At 51.1% G+C, this 16,732-nt stretch carries 14 protein-coding genes; 9 read left to right on the top strand and 5 right to left on the bottom strand.

What is annotated here, in order from left to right; genetic code table 11:
* The first annotated feature begins 113 nt into the window (after window positions 1-113).
* The 3 genes from PsAD5_RS18960 to PsAD5_RS18950 are packed head-to-tail and all read left to right on the top strand — an operon-like array spanning window position 114 to window position 2,921.
* Window positions 114-1,142 (top strand): ABC transporter permease, encoded by a 1,029-nt coding sequence (locus PsAD5_RS18960; protein WP_063293212.1) that lies wholly within the window; start codon window positions 114-116, stop codon window positions 1,140-1,142.
* Window positions 1,139-2,311, top strand: coding sequence for an ABC transporter permease (locus PsAD5_RS18955; protein ID WP_063293211.1), 1,173 nt, complete (start codon window positions 1,139-1,141; stop codon window positions 2,309-2,311). The genes PsAD5_RS18960 and PsAD5_RS18955 overlap by 4 nt, the downstream gene beginning before the upstream one ends.
* Before the next feature lie 16 nt (window positions 2,312-2,327).
* A complete protein-coding gene (locus PsAD5_RS18950; protein WP_063293210.1) occupies window positions 2,328-2,921 on the top strand; it encodes a class I SAM-dependent methyltransferase in 594 nt (197 codons plus the stop codon).
* Here PsAD5_RS18950 and PsAD5_RS18945 read toward each other — a convergent pair.
* Genes PsAD5_RS18945 through PsAD5_RS18925 form a run of 5 tightly spaced genes read right to left on the bottom strand, consistent with a single transcriptional unit; the run spans window position 2,896 to window position 8,548 of the window.
* A complete protein-coding gene (locus PsAD5_RS18945; RefSeq protein ID WP_063293209.1) occupies window positions 2,896-3,747 on the bottom strand; it encodes a polysaccharide deacetylase family protein in 852 nt (283 codons plus the stop codon). The genes PsAD5_RS18950 and PsAD5_RS18945 overlap by 26 nt on opposite strands.
* Complete coding sequence (locus PsAD5_RS18940) at window positions 3,737-4,936, bottom strand: glycosyltransferase family protein (RefSeq protein ID WP_063293333.1); 1,200 nt, start codon at window positions 4,934-4,936, stop codon at window positions 3,737-3,739. Before PsAD5_RS18940 ends, PsAD5_RS18945 begins: the two co-directional genes overlap by 11 nt.
* Window positions 4,936-6,066 (bottom strand): glycosyltransferase family 4 protein, encoded by a 1,131-nt coding sequence (locus tag PsAD5_RS18935; RefSeq protein WP_063293208.1) that lies wholly within the window; start codon window positions 6,064-6,066, stop codon window positions 4,936-4,938. The genes PsAD5_RS18940 and PsAD5_RS18935 overlap by 1 nt, the downstream gene beginning before the upstream one ends.
* Entirely contained in the window at window positions 6,066-7,304 is a 1,239-nt protein-coding gene (locus tag PsAD5_RS18930; protein WP_063293207.1) for a glycosyltransferase family 4 protein, read from the bottom strand. The genes PsAD5_RS18935 and PsAD5_RS18930 overlap by 1 nt, the downstream gene beginning before the upstream one ends.
* Before the next feature lie 2 nt (window positions 7,305-7,306).
* Window positions 7,307-8,548 carry a glycosyltransferase family protein gene (locus PsAD5_RS18925; RefSeq protein WP_063293332.1) on the bottom strand — a complete coding sequence of 414 codons (1,242 nt, stop codon included), beginning with the start codon at window positions 8,546-8,548 and terminating at the stop codon, window positions 7,307-7,309.
* Between the two features lie 253 nt (window positions 8,549-8,801).
* On the opposite strand from PsAD5_RS18925, the gene PsAD5_RS18920 reads away from it, so the two are divergent.
* The 6 genes from PsAD5_RS18920 to PsAD5_RS18895 all read left to right on the top strand — a co-directional run bounded on the left by PsAD5_RS18920 (window position 8,802) and on the right by PsAD5_RS18895 (window position 16,729).
* Window positions 8,802-11,393: an ABC transporter ATP-binding protein/permease gene (locus tag PsAD5_RS18920; protein ID WP_063293206.1), complete on the top strand. Its 2,592-nt coding sequence runs from the start codon at window positions 8,802-8,804 to the stop codon at window positions 11,391-11,393.
* A 100-nt stretch (window positions 11,394-11,493) separates the two neighbouring features.
* The gene (locus PsAD5_RS18915; protein ID WP_193757786.1) at window positions 11,494-11,934 is read left to right on the top strand and encodes a cyclic nucleotide-binding domain-containing protein; all 441 of its coding nucleotides are present in this window, start codon (window positions 11,494-11,496) and stop codon (window positions 11,932-11,934) included.
* Between the two features lie 13 nt (window positions 11,935-11,947).
* Entirely contained in the window at window positions 11,948-12,769 is an 822-nt protein-coding gene (locus PsAD5_RS18910; RefSeq protein ID WP_063293205.1) for an MBL fold metallo-hydrolase, read from the top strand.
* A gap of 86 nt (window positions 12,770-12,855) precedes the next feature.
* Window positions 12,856-14,325, top strand: a complete 1,470-nt coding sequence (locus tag PsAD5_RS18905; RefSeq protein ID WP_057465918.1) for an adenylate/guanylate cyclase domain-containing protein — start codon at window positions 12,856-12,858, stop codon at window positions 14,323-14,325.
* A 111-nt stretch (window positions 14,326-14,436) separates the two neighbouring features.
* Window positions 14,437-15,204 carry an SDR family NAD(P)-dependent oxidoreductase gene (locus PsAD5_RS18900; RefSeq protein ID WP_057465964.1) on the top strand — a complete coding sequence of 256 codons (768 nt, stop codon included), beginning with the start codon at window positions 14,437-14,439 and terminating at the stop codon, window positions 15,202-15,204.
* 184 nt (window positions 15,205-15,388) lie between these two features.
* The gene (locus PsAD5_RS18895) at window positions 15,389-16,729 is read left to right on the top strand and encodes an NAD(P)/FAD-dependent oxidoreductase (RefSeq protein WP_063293204.1); all 1,341 of its coding nucleotides are present in this window, start codon (window positions 15,389-15,391) and stop codon (window positions 16,727-16,729) included.
* The last annotated feature ends 3 nt before the right edge of the window (window positions 16,730-16,732 follow it).

The following is a 16,732-nucleotide window of genomic DNA, read 5'->3' as shown; positions in this document are numbered from 1 at the left end:
CTTAAGCGCGGGCTAATAGGGCTTCTCAAACCTGATTAGATTTTCTCAGAGAAAGCCAAGAGAGCTCCTTTAGACTTCACCCACGAGTGGTGTGAGAAAAGAAAGGGAAGCGGGTGCTCAATTACATCCTGCGGCGGCTGTTGGTGATGATACCAACGCTTGCTGCCATCAGTTTCCTGGTTTTCTTCATCATTGAATTGCCGGAAGGGGATTACATCTCCAACCAGATCTCCATGCTCCGCTCAACCGGAGAAAGTGCTTCCATTGGCAGATTGGAGTTTCTGCGTAAAGAGTTCGCTCTCGATAGGCCGTTTGTGGAGCGTTACGGAATTTGGGTGGGGCTCTGGCCCGGACCCAATGGTTTTGATGGATTAATTCAGGGCAATTGGGGCTGGTCCTTTGAGTATGACCAGCCAGTCGGTGAAGTGGTTGGCCCAACATTGCCGCTTACAGTTGCGCTCAACCTTGCTACGATCCTCTTCATTTACTGCGTTGCCTTTCCTATCGGCATTTACTCCGCGACACATCAGTATTCGGTGGGGGATTACACCTTCACACTTATTGGATACCTCGGTCTAGCGACCCCTAACTTCCTGTTGGCATTGGTTTTAATGTATCTGGCCAACAGCTGGTTTGGACTGACGGTAGGGGGCATCATGGAGGAGCACTACATTGGCGAACCCATGAGCGGCGGTAAAGCCCTGTCTATTGTGGCACATCTTATTGTTCCGGTGATTGTCATCGGAACATCCGGCACAGCCGCCATGATCCGCCGATTACGCGCTAATCTTCTGGATGAGATCTATAAGCAATACGTCACCACTGCTCGTTCAAAGGGAATGCGAGAAAGCAAACTCCTCGTCAAATATCCCCTTCGTGTCGCTCTCAACCCATTCATAGCAGATATAGGCAATTTAATTCCCTCGCTTGTGTCAGGCTCGGTTATTGTTTCTGTCGTCCTCAACCTTCCCACTGTCGGTCCTGTCCTTCTTGGAGCACTTCAATCGCAGGACCAGTTCCTTGCAGGGTTTATCCTCCTCTTCGTCTCTATCCTCACATTGATTGGCATGTTGGTCTCTGATGTCTTGCTTGGTTATCTGGATCCACGAATTCGCCTTGGCAAAGAAGGGGCAAGACAATGAGCCCGGGCGAACGTGGAGAGGACAAAGCAGAGCACTACGTCAACCCAAAGGGCTTTGACCCCAAGGATGTAGAGATCCTGACCCGAGAGCAGGAGAGATATTATCAAGCGCCACAATGGAAAATCATCTGGTGGAAGTTCCGCAAGCATAAGCTGGCCGTTATCTCAGCGATCATTCTCTTCTTCTTCTACCTATGCGTCCCTTTTGCAGAAATTATTGCACCTTATCCAGTGGCAAAGCGAAACGTAGATTTCCTCTTTGCTCCGCCACAAGCCATCCACTTGTTCCATGAAGGCAAGTTGGTTGGACCCTTTGTGTATGGTCTGAACCCTTCAGTTGATCTGGAAAATTTGAAGTGGGTCTATGAAACAGACACCACAAAAGTTCAAAAGCTCCGGTTCTTTTGCAAAGGAGACCCCTACAAGTTCTGGGGCTTGTTTCCCGCAAGCCTTCACGTCATTTGCCCTGCGAAAGACGGGACACTGTTTATTGCAGGTACGGACAGATTGGGGCGTGATCAATACTCAGGCCTCGTCTATGGAGCACGGCTGTCTCTCACCATTGGTCTTGTCGGTGTAAGCATATCCATGGTGCTTGGTGTCTTGCTCGGCGGACTTGCTGGTTTCTTCGGTGGGTGGATCGATAGCTCAATTCAACGCGTTATCGAAATTATGCGCTCATTGCCCGAACTCCCACTCTGGATGGCTCTATCTGCCGCCTTGCCCATAACATGGTCGCCAGTCTGGATTTACTTCGGCCTGACGGTCATTCTGGGCCTGTTGGACTGGCCGGGTTTGGCGCGTGCCGTCAGATCTAAATTGCTCTCACTGCGAGAAGAAGAATATGCCAAGGCTGCAGCTCTGATGGGCGCTAGCCCAAGTCGTATTATCGTCAAACACTTGCTTCCCGGTTTCACGAGTCACCTTGTTGCATCAGCAACGCTTTCTGTACCGGCGATGATACTTGGTGAAACGGCTCTGTCCTTCTTGAATCTCGGACTGAGGAGGCCTGCTGTATCCTGGGGTGTTCTTCTCAATGAAGCCCAGAATATCTCCGTTGTTACCATTTATCCGTGGTTGATGGCGCCGGTTATTCCGATCATCATTGTCGTGCTTGCCTTCAACTTCATGGGCGACGGGCTGCGCGATGCAGCTGATCCGTATAAGTAGCTGGAGCCTCAATATAATGGAAGATCTCTCAGGTGATTGGGATCGCCAGTACGAAGCAGGTCGCTGGCATTTTCTTAATGATATCAAAGAGGCTGCGCGCTACGGAATTCTCTCCGCATGGCTTAGGCAAACTGCAGCAACACGTGCGGTCCTTGATGTCGGTTGCGGTGAAGCAATTCTGTATCACTATCTCAAGTCATCAGGCTTACAGCGGTATTGTGGTGTCGATCTCTCAGAAATTGCACTAAGCAATGCCAAGGTTGTGGAGGAGCATGTGCAACTGGTGCAATCTGATCTTGAGAGCTTCAACGCTAATCCAGAGGAGACGTTCTCAGCAGTTGTCTTCAATGAAGTGCTCTACTTTTGTGAAGAGCCAGAGTTGCAACTCAATCGCTATGCACAATTTCTTGAAGATGACGGCGTTATTGCAATCTCCATGTACACGCCAGCGCGAGAAAAATCAGGGGCAAACAAGTCCATTAAGAAGATCTGGGATGAAACGGACAAAACAGATCATTGGCAAGTGCTCGATGACCTTGAGTTAAAGTCTTTTTCAAAGAATGTAGGGTGGAAACTTCGGTTGGTCAGACCTGCCCGGCAGCCAAAGTGAAATCGCGTTTTGCTTGATCCAGAAGGTCTCGAGAACTAAGCCATTTAACTGCAGGATGAGCAGACGTGAGCTTGAAAAATGCCTCCAGAAACTCAGAGCAGCCTTCACCGTGATCAAGATGATGTGTCAGCAGTCCGATCGGCTCAGCGACATTGGTTCGACGTCGGCAAAGCTGCAGATCTAACCGTTTGCGAGCGGCCTCCCAACCGATAAAGCGTTTGTTTTTCTTCCATTTGATGATGTCGACGTGGCTTTGGAGGCGTGGCAGGCGGAAATGATTGATCCAGGTAAATGCGGATAATCCGTAATCGGCTTGCTGCTTGAGGAGTTGCACAGCACGGGGCGCAATCCGGTTCCAGGGAGGCACAAACAACGGCACAAAGCGTTCACCGAACAAGTTTTGCAGGATCACTCGGCCTTCTGCCAGTTCTTTTGCCATCTCCTTAGACGTTCGCCGCCAGCCAAACTCACTGGCTTTCTCGCCGTATATTTTCTTCTGATAATTCTTATGCTGCCAACCATGATGAACGGCATGAACATCCTGCGTGTTCGCAAGACGCTGTGCGAGTGCATCTGTTGCGAACTTGGGAATAACGGCAAGCGAAAGCGGAATGCGGAACTGGTCAGAAAACACAAGCAATTCTTCAAGCGCAGGAGTTGGCGAAACAGCATCATCGTCCCGCCACCAGAACTTGACAATAAGGCCGCGCTCTTCAAACCAATTGAGGTGCTGGGTGAGATGATGTTCAAACACCCCTTGGCCGTCACCTGCGAATTGTTCGGTTTCCGGAACAGGCTCAACGACAGGAGCGATACTAGAGATCACGAGAAACGTTCCTCTCCCAGATAATCCCGAGTGCGTGGTCCATGGGTGTTTCCATGCCAAGATCTGCGGCAAGCACTTGAGCTGAAATCTCCGCTCCATTGAGCGCTACGTGTAAGTCTGGCGCTGGAAGGGAGAGTGCTTTTTGTGCTGCTTGTGCAAGCGTATTAGGGCTGAGCACTTTTTCGGGAACAGCCACCGCTCTGTGATGCTTCATGAGGCTGAGCGCGCGTTGAGTTTGCTCTGTCTCAGCTTCTTGTGCGAAAGGAACCAGAACGGATGGAATGCCTGCACGCAGGATATCGACAACCGTGTTGTAACCAGCTTGAGAAATAGAAAGTTTGGCATTCTTCAAAAGCGCAGGGAAGTCTTTTCGAGCCCGCTCAATAATGAGCTCTGATGAGGAGTGCCTGAAAAGCTGGTGGAACTCAGCGTCGGGAACGTCCTGTCCAACAAGCACGCGCCACCGGTGGCTGATGTTGGGTGACATATGGTTGGGAGCAGAAAGCGCAGCCCGCAACAAAGCAGAGCCGACAGCTCCACCTCCACACGAAACAATAATCTCACCTGCACCGTCAATTGAAGGTGCGGATGTTGTACGGTCATCACTGATATAGCCGGTGTAGCGGATATGCGAACTCACCCTGTTTGAGAACGGAAAACTCTCATCAAACGTAATGAGTTGCGGGTCTGAATGGACAAGGATCCGATCATAAAAGGCGGAGGCTTGTGAGGCCATCCATTCTTCCTTCCATAACTCGTCCTTGCGCACCAGAATGTCACGCACGGAGCAAACGACCCAGGGCGGGGAGAGTTTGCTGCCAGCACATTCAAGAAGACGCGTCATCTCGGCTGCAAACATCCTGCGCCCAAAGGGGTAGGTTTCTGTGATCAGCAAGTCAAAATGCTCAGAGGAAAAGGCAGAAAGGGTTGCCGTGATGCGTTTCTCCCACCACGCCTCATCAATCGGGACGTTATGTTCATCCAGCAGAACATCAAATTTTGCACTGGCAGCACGTACAGCAGGCAGCCGGACAACAGATAGCCCATCACAATTCAACGTGTCAGGAATACGGTTCCCAGTTGCAAGGGTCACTGCAATGCCTTGACGAACCAGCGCCTTGGCAAGCGCCATTGCCCGGACGATATGGCCCGAGCCAAGTAAGTGCTGAACATGGATGAAGGCTTTCATCATCGGCCTCCGTGAACTCTCCGTTTAAATTTGTGATGTTCAAGAGCTGCGTTGAGCACCTTATCCAGCCCTCTCGCACCAGCTTCAAGACTATGGTTTTTGTGAATGTTTTCTATAGCTGCGAGCGCCATATTCTCCCGCTTGTGTGTGTTTTTTATGAGAGACATCAGGTTCTGAGCCAAAGCAGAGGCGTCGCCTTCATCTGAAAGCAAACCACTGGTACCTTCCTCCACGATGTCAGGTACACCAAACACCCGCCCACCAACCACGGGCAAGCCACAGGATTGAGCCTCCAGAAACACAAAGCCAAAGGCTTCACGAATGGCAGGCCAGACAAAAATGTCGTGAGACCGGTAAAGACGCGGCATCTCTTGCCAAGGGATGAGCCCGACAAACTCGGTGCGTGCCGGATCAAACAGCGGTTCAATCTCACCTCGGGCTGGTCCGTCTCCGGCAATGGTCAACCGCCATGGCAAATCGGCAATCTGTTTCAGGGCAGCAGCAAGCACCATGTATGAAAATTGCTTGTCGCCTTCACGCATCATACCTGCACATAGCAGCCGTATCTTTCCATCAGCCGAGCCTTTGGTGACACTGTGACTGACCTCAAACTTTGCAGTCTCCAAAAATGGTGGCAGAACCGTCAGAACGTCTTCATTCAAGACCTCTTTCAGACATTGCGCATCAGATTTGGTCAGAGCGACCACCTGACTGGCCTGAGCAAGAGCTGCATCAGCTGCATTAAACCCGAGAGCCCAGTTGCCTGCCTGTCGTTTTGGGGCACGACTGGCTTCCACGACCACATAAGGAATGTTGAACTTTGCGCAAAGGTACGGGCCGATCCAGTCAGGTGCTTTGTGGTAGAGATGATACGTGAGAAACACATCAGGCACTTCACTGTGTTCAATCCAGCGCTCTGCGATAGCTTTTGCCTCTGTAAGCGCCAGCTCTTTCACGTCGCGTGTCACGTCCTCACCACCCTCAGCGCGCCAGCTGCGAAAAGTGGAGGCAATTTCAACCTCATGCCCCGCCAAATGCAATGCTCGCACGATCAATCGCCCCATGGTTCGGTCTCCCGAAGGCACAGGGTGGTCAATAGGCTTCATGGGCGCTGTAAAGGCGACTTTCATCAGCAGAGCTCCAAACTTCTCGAGAACTTCTCCTCTAGAAAATCCAAACCGGGCGAAGCACTGAAACGGCGATGAACGCTTTCAAACGCATTGGTTCCAATGCGCTCTCGTTCAGAAGGGTGTGTGATCAGAAGCTGCAGTGCCTCTGATAAGGCTGAGATGTCTTCAGCAGGGCAAAGCAGGCCAGTCTCATTACTTTCAATGATCTCAGGAAGAGCAGATACCTCTGTTGAAACACACGGCAACGCCATAGCTTGTGCTTCCATCACCACGTTCGGCAGACCGTCCCGGTCACCTGACTTTGAGACACGGCAGGCAAGAGCGAATATATCGGCGTTTTCCATCTCTTCCAACACAAGTTTCCGCGGTTGGGCTCCCAGCCACGATATACGGTCATCCAGACCAAGTTGCATACCAAGGTCCTTGAGTGAACATGACAGCTCACCTCCACCGATGTGGGTGAAGTGCCAGTTCAAATCCTTTGGGAGTTTGCTGAAAGCGCGCAGCAAGTTGTCATAACCCTTCTTGTCTACCAGTCGCCCGACGGAGATAATCCGAACGCCGTCTGCTCCTGTTCCATCCCGTAACGTGGCAGGATGGGGAGCCTCAGGAAATCCGCAAAAATCGAGACCATGATAAACAAGACTGATTTTGTCAGCTTCCTTGCAAAGGGAACGCAGGTAAGCAAGGTTTGCTTTGGTACAGGTTACTCCCCAGGCAGCATCAGCAAGTTTTGTCTCAAGCTCCCACCGTTCTGTGGTCCATATGTCTTTGGCATGAGCTGAGAATGACCAGCGACGCCCCGAGAGCAGAGCTGCGTAACGTGCAACACTACAAGGGCTGTGAAGGTAATGCGTGTGTATCCAGATAACATCCTCTGGCAGTTCATGTGCCATCACACAAGCTTGCCCCCATCGGCGGAAGCGCTCTGCATTTTTCTTGTGCTCTAGGTCTTTTTCAAAACATGCTCTGGCTGCTGCATATGCCGGTTGCTTCTTCGCCCATGCCATAGCTTTTTGGACACGAGGAGGATCATCCTTGAGATACTCAGTGAGGTAAAGCACGTCGGAAGTGATCTTCTCGTGGACGTCATGCACATAAGGATCATAGGGGCGACGCAGCGCGACAATAAGCTGGCCTACACCGCGTTCCTGCAGGCCGTAGATTTCCTGGGCAATAAAGGTCTCGGAAAGACGAGGATACCCTTTAACAACTACAGCAATGCGACCAACTTCCATCACTACCCCGCATTATATGTCAGTTTGACATCGTCTCGAGGACCAAGACGTTGTGATAAATGCTGTTCACGCATGCCAAGAATTTCGGCAGTTCGCAGATTGATAATATCCAACCCGCCCAGATAGTTTTCTGAATGAGCATGAGACGGTGGTGCGATAAATGGTAGGTTTGCCAATGCTTTCACCATCAGCTCTACACTCGGGTATGAGTCAATCGGAAGCATTTGCGCAAGACCCAGCCGCTGGGCTTGCTCTGCTCGAATAGCCTGCTCTCTGCGTGGCACAACACGTGGAACCAGAAGGGCTGGATTGTCAAAGGAGAGGATTTCGCAGAACGTGTTGTACCCTCCCATGCCAATCACAGCAGTCGCATTGGCCATATAGGGCTCAATTTCTGGGGTAAATCGAAGGATCTCAACATCGCGCAAATGAGATGCACGCGTTGTAAACGCTTCCACATCTGCCTTGCTCATGAAGGGGCCAAGGACAATGAGAGCAGGGAACAAGGGACGCAAACGTGCTTCATAGGCCCGTATGACCCAATCGACGAGCTCAACACCGTCACCACCCCCGCCCGGGGTCACCAACACATAAGGGGCACCATCAAAGGGCGCTGTGAAATCCTGAGCTGAACTTGGCATTGACCGGCGCAGGTAACCGGTAAAAAGCGTCTTTTCCATCACCGACTGGTCAAAGCCAAGCCCATCCAATGGATTGTTCATCACTGAAGGGCCGTAAACCCAGATTTCATCATAAAGATCATTGAGAGCAGGGTAGGCTCGTTTGCGAAGCCACTCCTCCTTCAGAACATGTGGGTCATCCATCACATCGCGAAGACCCAAAACCAGCCGCGTTTTTTGCCCCTTGAGGTATTGAAGCGAGGGGAGAACCTCACCACGCAGCCCAAGCGGCTCCTTATCGACGATGAAGATATCAGGTTTAAACACCTTGGCCGTGTGTTCGATGATGGATGATCGGATGGCGATAGTCTCATTGATATCAAGCTGCAAGGAGAGCGAAGTGTACTCCCCACTGCGCAGTTTGATCACGCCCGGAATGCGGACAAAATCGACCCGGGAACGAAACTCGAAACTACCAATGATGGGAGATCCTGAAAGGATGAGAACGGACATTTCCTGAAAGGAGCCAACCAAAGATTGTGCGATTGTGCGGCACCGCCGCAGATGGCCCAATCCAAAGGTGTCGTGGCTATAAATCAGAATTTTTGGCGTCATTACCGTCATGCGCTTCTTATTCCATCTGCTGCGCATAAACCTCAGCATCAGATCAGTTTGGCGGGGGAGGGCCACCAAGGAACGGTCAGACCTGCTTTGAAGCGTTTAAACACCAAAGAAGTACCCCCATAAATCCAAGGGATCTTGCGGGTTTATGCCGTTTTTTAAGATCTTGAAGCGTAAAGTTCCCTTGCGTCAGTTAGAGCGTAAATCGCATCGCCTCAGTTTGGGTTAGCCTGATCTGAGCTTAATCGGAGTGGACATGGAAAAATCGCTTTTCCAATTCATCTGGAAGAACTCAGCCCGCTATCAAGTGGCGATTCTTCTAGTCACCATATTGTCCTATCCGGTGAGTTACATCCTGCTGGATCTACCTAAGACAATTACCAATGAAGCAATTCAGGGTAGCAATTTTCCAGTAGAACTTTTCGGAATGCAGCTCGGTCAGATTCAGTATCTGGCGGTGCTGTGTATTTTGTTTTTGGTTCTTGTTGTTGTTAGCAACTGCATCAAGCTCTACCTCAATGTCTACAAGGGTAGACTGGGTGAGAGGATGCTACGCCAGTTGCGGTTTGAGCTGTTTCAGCGCGTACTCCGCTTCCGCCTGCCTCACTTTAAGAAGGTCAGCTCCGGCGAGATCATACCAATGATTACCGCCGAGGTCGAGGATGTTGGTGGTTTTGTTGGCGAGGCCTTCGCTTTACCAGCCTATCAAGGCGGAATGCTGGTCGTTCAGGTCGGCTTTATTTTCATGCAGGACCCACTGCTCGGGCTGGCCGCTATCTCACTTTATCCGGTGCAGGGATATATCATCCCCAAGCTTCAACAGAAGGTCGTTCGCCTGTCTCGCCAACGTGTGAAGAATGTGCGCGTGATCGCCGATAAGGTGGGGGAGAGCATCTCAGGTATCTCCGAGATTCATAGCAACGACACCTCAGCGTGGCATTCAGCAGACCTCTCAGACAGACTCTATCGAAACTTCCGTATTCGTTTCGATATCTATAATCGCAAGTACTTCATCAAATTCGTCAATAATTTCATGAATCAGCTGACGCCGTTTTTCTTCTACTTTATCGGCGGCTATCTGGTCATCAAAGGGCAGCTCAGCATCGGTGCGTTGATTGCGGTGATTGCAGCCTACAAGGATCTGGCTGGTCCATGGAAAGAGCTGCTGGCCTACTACCAAATGACCGCAGACGTCTCAGTCAAATACCAGACAGTGGTTGAAAACTTCGATCCACCTGATCTCTACGACAAGCAACGCCTGCTGGATGATGAATCTCTGGTGCTCACAGGCCCACTCACCTTGGATAAACTAGCGCTATCAGGAGTAGGGACCGGGCAGGAAGTGCATAATGTTTCACTTAATGTCGAGCCGGGTAAACCACTGGCTGTTTCTGGTGTGGATGGTTCTGGACGCGCTGAATTGTTGCAGATGGCAGCTGGATTGCTGAGCCCCACGTCAGGATCAGTCACCATCAACAACACCAATTTCGAAAGCATGCCAGAAGCGACCCTGGGTCGGCAGATTGCCTACGTGGGTGGTCATTTGCATGTCTGGACAGGGACAATTCGAGATAACCTCTTCTACGGGCTGCGTCATCGGCCTCAGGAAAAGGTCGAGTATGAAGGCAGCGATCTGAGGAAAAGGCAGCGTCAGTTGAAGGAAGCTGCCATGACACTCAATCCTTACTTTGATTTGAAAGCGCGCTGGGAAGATTACGAATTAGCTGATGCTGGGTCCATGCAGGAGTTGGAAGACAAAGCCCTCGAGCTGTGTAAAGTGGCAGGTTTCTCCCGTGATCTGTACTTACTGGGCGTCGAGACAGTGATCAATCCAAACGAGACTGAAGAGCTCAATGGCGGCCTCATGCCCAAACTGGTTGAGGCGCGAAAAGCCTTGCGCGAGAAAATCCAAAATGACACGAAACTTCAAAATCTTGTCGAGTTCTGGGACCCTGAAAAATTCAATATGTCTGCTAATCTGGCGCAGAACCTGTTTTTCGCCAGCCCCAAAGAACACTTTATGACCATTGAACATGTTCCGACAGACCCGCAGATTTCAGCTTTCCTCAAAGAGACCGGGTTTGATGTGCTCCTGGCAGATATCGGACTGAAAATCGCAAAGACCATGGTCGAGCTGTTTGCTGATGTCAGCGCAGACAGTGATTTGCTGAACAGGTACTCTTTCATCAGTCGTGAGGATCTTCCGGAGTTTGCCCGTATTGTGAATGAGCAAAAGGGTGAACAGCGGCGCAAACGGCTCAAAGATGTAGATCGGGCCCGTTTGATTGCGTTGGCGCTCAAGCTCATTCCAGCAAAGCACCGCCTTGGCGTTCTGGATGATGATATGCGGGAGAAAATCCTGGCAGCTCGGAAACAGTTTATGGAAACAGTGGGCAAAGACAATGAGCGTTTCGAGTTCTTTGATCCAGACACTTATCTCACAACTTTGAGCATCGAGGACAATCTGGTCTTCGGCCACGCAAGGTTGGACCGCCGCGATGCCCGCCAGAAAATACAACAAGTTCTGCAAGAGCTCGTGCGTGAAAGAGATCTGATCGCCCCAATTCGCCGCGCTGCCTTCGATTATCAGGTAGGCATTGCTGGTGCGAAGTTATCCTCCCATCAACGCAGGTTGATCTGTCTGGTTCGTGCCCTGTTGAAGAATGCACACATCTACGTTCTGGATGAGACAGCAAACAGTGTAAGTTCAACAGATAAGACCCTGCGCGAAGACCTCAGGAAGCTCATGAGTGATAAAATTCTCATGTTCGGAGTAAGTAATGAAAGTGTTGCTGAGGAGTTTTCTACGACGCTTCACCTAGAAAATGGGAGGGTTATCGAAAGATAGTCTTGGGAACTATGGTGAAACAAAGGCGAGATGATGTGAGCTGGAACACAGTTTGCTGGGAGAACTTCAGCTATGCTCATCAAGTTATTGGGAGTGAAATGTGACTATTGATGCAGAAGTCCAAGCTTTAAGCCGTGTCCCTCTCTTTCAGGGATTGGAACCAAGCAAACTGCGTCTTCTTGCGTTCATCAGTGACCGCATGGAGTTTCAGGATGGAGAGCATTTGTGCCATCAAGGAGATGATGGAGACAGTGCATTTGTTGTCCTCTCCGGTGAAGTTGCTGTGTTTGTTGATGAAAATGAGGTTGCGAAGGTTGGACAATATGCCATCATTGGTGAGATTGCGATCCTGTGTGATGTGCCAAGAACAGCGACCTTACAGTCAGTGGGTACAACTCACATTCTGGCAATATCCAAAGACGATTTTTTGAAGCTCATCGCGGAGTTTCCGAAAGTTTCGCTCGAGATTATGCGTGTATTGGCGTTGCGATTGGAAAAAACGACCAGAGAACTTGCGCAGGCACGCCCTGCGTCCACTTGAAAGGCCAGATTACTTGAACGAGTTTTCTCTTAAAATTTGGGGTGTTCGCGGTTCAACAGCTGCTGCTGGTCCCGAAACACTTAGATACGGCGGAGAAACAGCCTGCTTTGAAATTCGGGCGGGGGACGTTCTGTTGATGGTCGACTGTGGGTCTGGCGCACGCAATCTGGGCAAAGAGTTGATGAAAGGCCCGCACCGCGACATCGATCTTCTCTTCACGCATACACACCTAGACCACATCTGTGGTTTGCCCTTCTTCGAGCCGGCGTACGATCCCAATTTCAGTATTCGTCTAACCGCAGGCCATTTTAATGACCCGTGTGATTTGAAGGATATCATCTGTCGGATCATGTCACCCCCTATTTTCCCGGTAGGAGCGAACACGCTAAGTGCTGTTTCCTTTAAAAGTTTCAAGGCAGGGGACACCCTGAAGAAAGACAATGGGCTGATAATCAAAACCGTTGCGCTAAACCATCCTGGCGGTGCCTGTGGCTACCGGATGGAGTACAATGGTAAGTCCATGTGCATCATCACAGATCACGAAATGGGGAGCGCATCTCACGATGCTGCTGTCCTAGAGTTTATCCGTGATGCAGATGTTGTGATCCAGGATGGGATGTACACCTGTGCCGAATACCCTAAGTATAAGGGTTGGGGACATTCCACATGGGAGCATGTGGTCGGAATATGCCAGCGCGCCAACGTGAAAACGCCCGTGATCTTTCATCACGATCCGCGTCGCACGGATGATGAATTGGACGAGATAGGTTTGGCTGCCCAGCAGATGCATCCACGAGCAATCGTGGCCTCTGAAGGGATGGTCTTCAAACCTTAAGTTCATTCACCCGTCGCTCGCAACAGATCGAATGAAACTGCGAGCAAACCAGCAACACCTGTTGAATGGTGTGACGGGAGACAAGTGTGGCAGTTGGAAGTGGTCCAGAAAATTCCGATCCTTCAAAAAAACGTGGATCTGAGAAAAAGCCGGATGTGGACTTGAGCGAAAAGTTCCATGGCATCTCTTACCAGAAGAAAGCTGAACCTAACTTCTACCAGCAGCTGAAGCGCGGTGTTTTAGGGCCAAAAGCTCCGGAAGGAGACTTGCCTTTGCGTGTGCGTAGTGAAGTAGCGCGTCAGGAAGCGGCCTCCGAACGTCTGATCGGCATCGTCCAGCTCGGAGTCATCATCTTCTTCGCTGTTCTGTACGCCCTTGCTCCGAGGGCGGAAGGCACTATGGGCTTCAACTTCGTTCCCATCGCCTTTTCCTGTTATCTCGTCTTTACGCTTATACGTATTTACGTCTCTTTCAGAACGACCCTGCCGGTCTGGTATCTGGTCCTGTCTATCATGGCAGACGTGGCGCTTCTGGTCGGATTGATTTTCTCCTTCCACATCCAGTATGCCCAGCATCCCACTTTTTACCTCAAGGCCCCGACCTTGATGTACCTGTTCCTGTTCATCGCTCTGAGAGCCCTCCGCTTTGATCCAAGATACGTGATCCTCACTGGCGTTTTCGGAGCTTTGGGATGGTTGGGTCTGGTGTTCTACGCTTTGACATATCAAGGTGGCTCAACACTCATCACTCGAAACTACATCGAATATCTGACGGGCGAAGCGGTTCTCATCGGGGCAGAGCTGGATAAGTTGATAATCATCCTGTCAGTGACAGCGCTTCTTGCCCTTTCGATTTTCAGAGCCCGACGGACCTTCTTCTCAGCCATTCGCCAAAAGAATGCAGTAAAAGACTTGAGCCGATTTTTCACGCCGGAAGTTGCAAATTCCATTGTGGAATCTGAAAGCAGGCTTATGGCTGGAACCGGTGAAATCCGGGATGTTGCCATCCTTCTTGTAGACATCCGGTCCTTTACAAAAACTGCCGCCAAACTGCCGCCAGAAACCACCATGCGTGTTCTGAGCCTCTACCAAAAGAAAGCTGCAAAGGTGATTTTGGGAGAGGGAGGCAAAATTGATAAGTTCCTTGGTGATGGAATTCTTGCAACCTTCGGCGCTGTATCAGACAGCGAAACGTATGCAGCTGATGCGTTGCGAGCAGGTGTCGAACTGACTCACATTCTGGAGGAAGAGTGCGCCGATCTGGAAGCTGCAGGCTGGCCCATGAAATTTGAAGTTGGTGTAGGGGTCGCAGCAGGTCCGGTCAGCGTCGGAGTTGTTGGTGTGCGGGACCGGTTGGAGTTCACCGTGATCGGTGATGCTGTCAACCGCGCTGCAAAGCTGGAAGCCGCCAACAAGGTCCAGGGCACGCGGTTCCTGACAGATGGTGCAAGTTATTCCATGGCTCTACGACAAGGGTATAAGGGAAACATGATAGATTTAAAGTCTGAGTGTGTTGCGGGAATCAATGGAAAAGTAGACCTTGTGGCTTTGGCGTGAGAATGATTTTCTCATGCCGACCCGCAATCCAGCATTTTGCTGCTTTCAAAGAATTTTGGCGGGAGCTTTGAAAGACAGCGGGGCAAACAAAATGAATCGGGATGGGATTCCATGCAACTTAATAAAGAAATTGCAGCCGTTGTAACCGGCGGCTCATCAGGTCTTGGCGCGGCAACCGCACGGAAATTGGCTGGCCATGGCGTTAAAGTAACTCTTTTCGACGTGAATGAAGAAGCTGGTAAAGCACTGGCACAAGAGATTGGTGGTCAGTTCGTCAAAGTGGACGTCACCAGCGATGACAGCGTGAAAGCAGGTCTGGATGCAGCTGAAGCAGCGCACGGCCCAACACGTATTCTCGTCAACTGTGCAGGTATCGCGCCTGTTGCAAAAACCACCTCTCGTGGTGAGCCGCACCCAATGGATATGTTCCAGACGGTGATCAACGTAAACCTTGTCGGCACATTCCGCTGTACGTCGTTTGCTGGAACACGCATGGCAAATCTTGAGCCACTGACAGAAGATGGTGAACGCGGCGTGATCATCTCCACTGCATCTGTGGCAGCATTTGACGGTCAGATCGGCCAGGCAGCTTATGCAGCGTCTAAAGGTGGCATCGCCGCTCTGACATTGCCTGTTGCACGCGACTTGTCTAAGTCCGGCATCCGCGTGATGACTGTTGCACCGGGTATCTTCGAAACTCCAATGCTTCGTGGCCTCTCTCAGGAAGTGCAGGACTCACTCGGTCAGCAGGTGCCGTTCCCGTCCCGTTTGGGCCGCGGCGACGAATACGCTCAGCTGGTGGAAGCAATCTGCACCAACCCAATGCTGAACGGTGAAACCATCCGCTTGGATGGCGCAATCCGTATGGCACCGCGCTAAGCAATTCTCTGGTCTGAGAGCGTTGAGTTCTCAGGCCAGCTTCTGGTTGCGAAACAACCAGACCTACCAATATGGTCTAATCCAAAGGTCGACTAAGTGCTTAGGCACACCCTCGTGCAGTGGTATCTTAGTCCTGCTAAGTTCATCGGATTGTAATTTATAGATCCGATTCCTAGAGGCCTTCATGGCGACCTATACCAGCTCCACTCCCCAACAGTTCTTCGGCGACCTTCCAGAACAGACTGATGTTCTGATTATTGGCGGTGGCGTGATTGGCACCTGCACAGCCTACTGGCTGGCACAAAAGGGTGTGAACGTGACACTCTGCGAAAAGGGCCGCGTTGCCGGAGAACAGTCGAGCCGCAACTGGGGCTGGGTCCGCCAGCAAGGCAGGGATGCCGCAGAACTCCCCATATCCATGGAAAGCAGCCGGCTCTGGCAGCAGCTGATGAAAGAAACCGGAGAGGATCTCGGGTTTCGCCAGGAGGGTGTTTATTATCTGGCAGAAAAACAAGAGGACCTCAAAAACTATGAGGACTTTCTTGAGCTCGCCAAACAGCATCAACTCGATACCAAGCTCCTCAGTAAAGACGAGGTCTACGCCAAAATTCCGGGGCGTGATGGCAAATGGGTTGGCGGAATGGTCACACCAAGTGATGGCCGTGCTGAGCCATGGATAGCTGTGCCCGCGATTGGCAGAGCAGCGGAACGCAACGGTGCTGTGATCGTTGAAGACTGTGCAGTGCGTACGCTCGAGATTGAAGGTGGTAAACTCACAGGTGCTGTGACCGAAAAGGGGACGATCAAAGCAAACCGTGTCCTGATCGCTGCTGGTGCATGGTCCTCACTCTTTGCACAAAATCTCGGCGTGTCCATGCCTCAGCTATGTGTGCGGGCAACTGTGGCTGCAACCAAGGCTGCGCCTGATCTTTTCAACGGCAACGCTGCAGACGGCACATTCGCGTTCCGCAAAAGAGTAGATGGTGGCTACACACTTGCGGTCAGTGATATTCATGATCACTACATCGGTAAGGACTCGTTTCGTCACCTCTTCAAGTGGCTTCCTGCTGTGAAAGCGTCCTTCAAAGGCATTTCCTTTGGCATGAACCCACCAAAGAACTATCCAGATTCATGGGCGCATAAGTGGCATTGGTCTGGAGATGAAGTCTCACCGTTTGAAACATGTCGTGTGCTAAACCCTGATCCAAGCCCGAAAGCTCTCAAACGCATTCAGGATCGTCTGGTTGACCGCTTCCCTCAGCTCAAAGGGCTGCAAATGGAAGAAAGTTGGGCTGGAATGATTGATGCAATGCCGGACTTTGTCCCGATCATGGATGAAGTCCCAACGCAAAAGGGCGTGTTTATCGCAACGGGTTTTTCCGGGCACGGGTTTGGCATTGGTCCAGCAGCAGGGCGCATAATGGCAGATTTGCTCATGGACAAACCAGCTGGCTACGACCTGATGCGCTTCCGTTATTCGCGTTTTTTCGATGGCTCCAAAATCAAGCTCGGACCCTTTATCTAACCT

This window comes from Pseudovibrio sp. Ad5 (assembly GCF_001623095.1).
Taxonomy (GTDB): Bacteria; Pseudomonadota; Alphaproteobacteria; order Rhizobiales; family Stappiaceae; genus Pseudovibrio.
The sequence above is the reverse complement of the archived record's forward strand: the minus strand, read 5'-3'. Positions and strand labels throughout refer to the sequence as shown.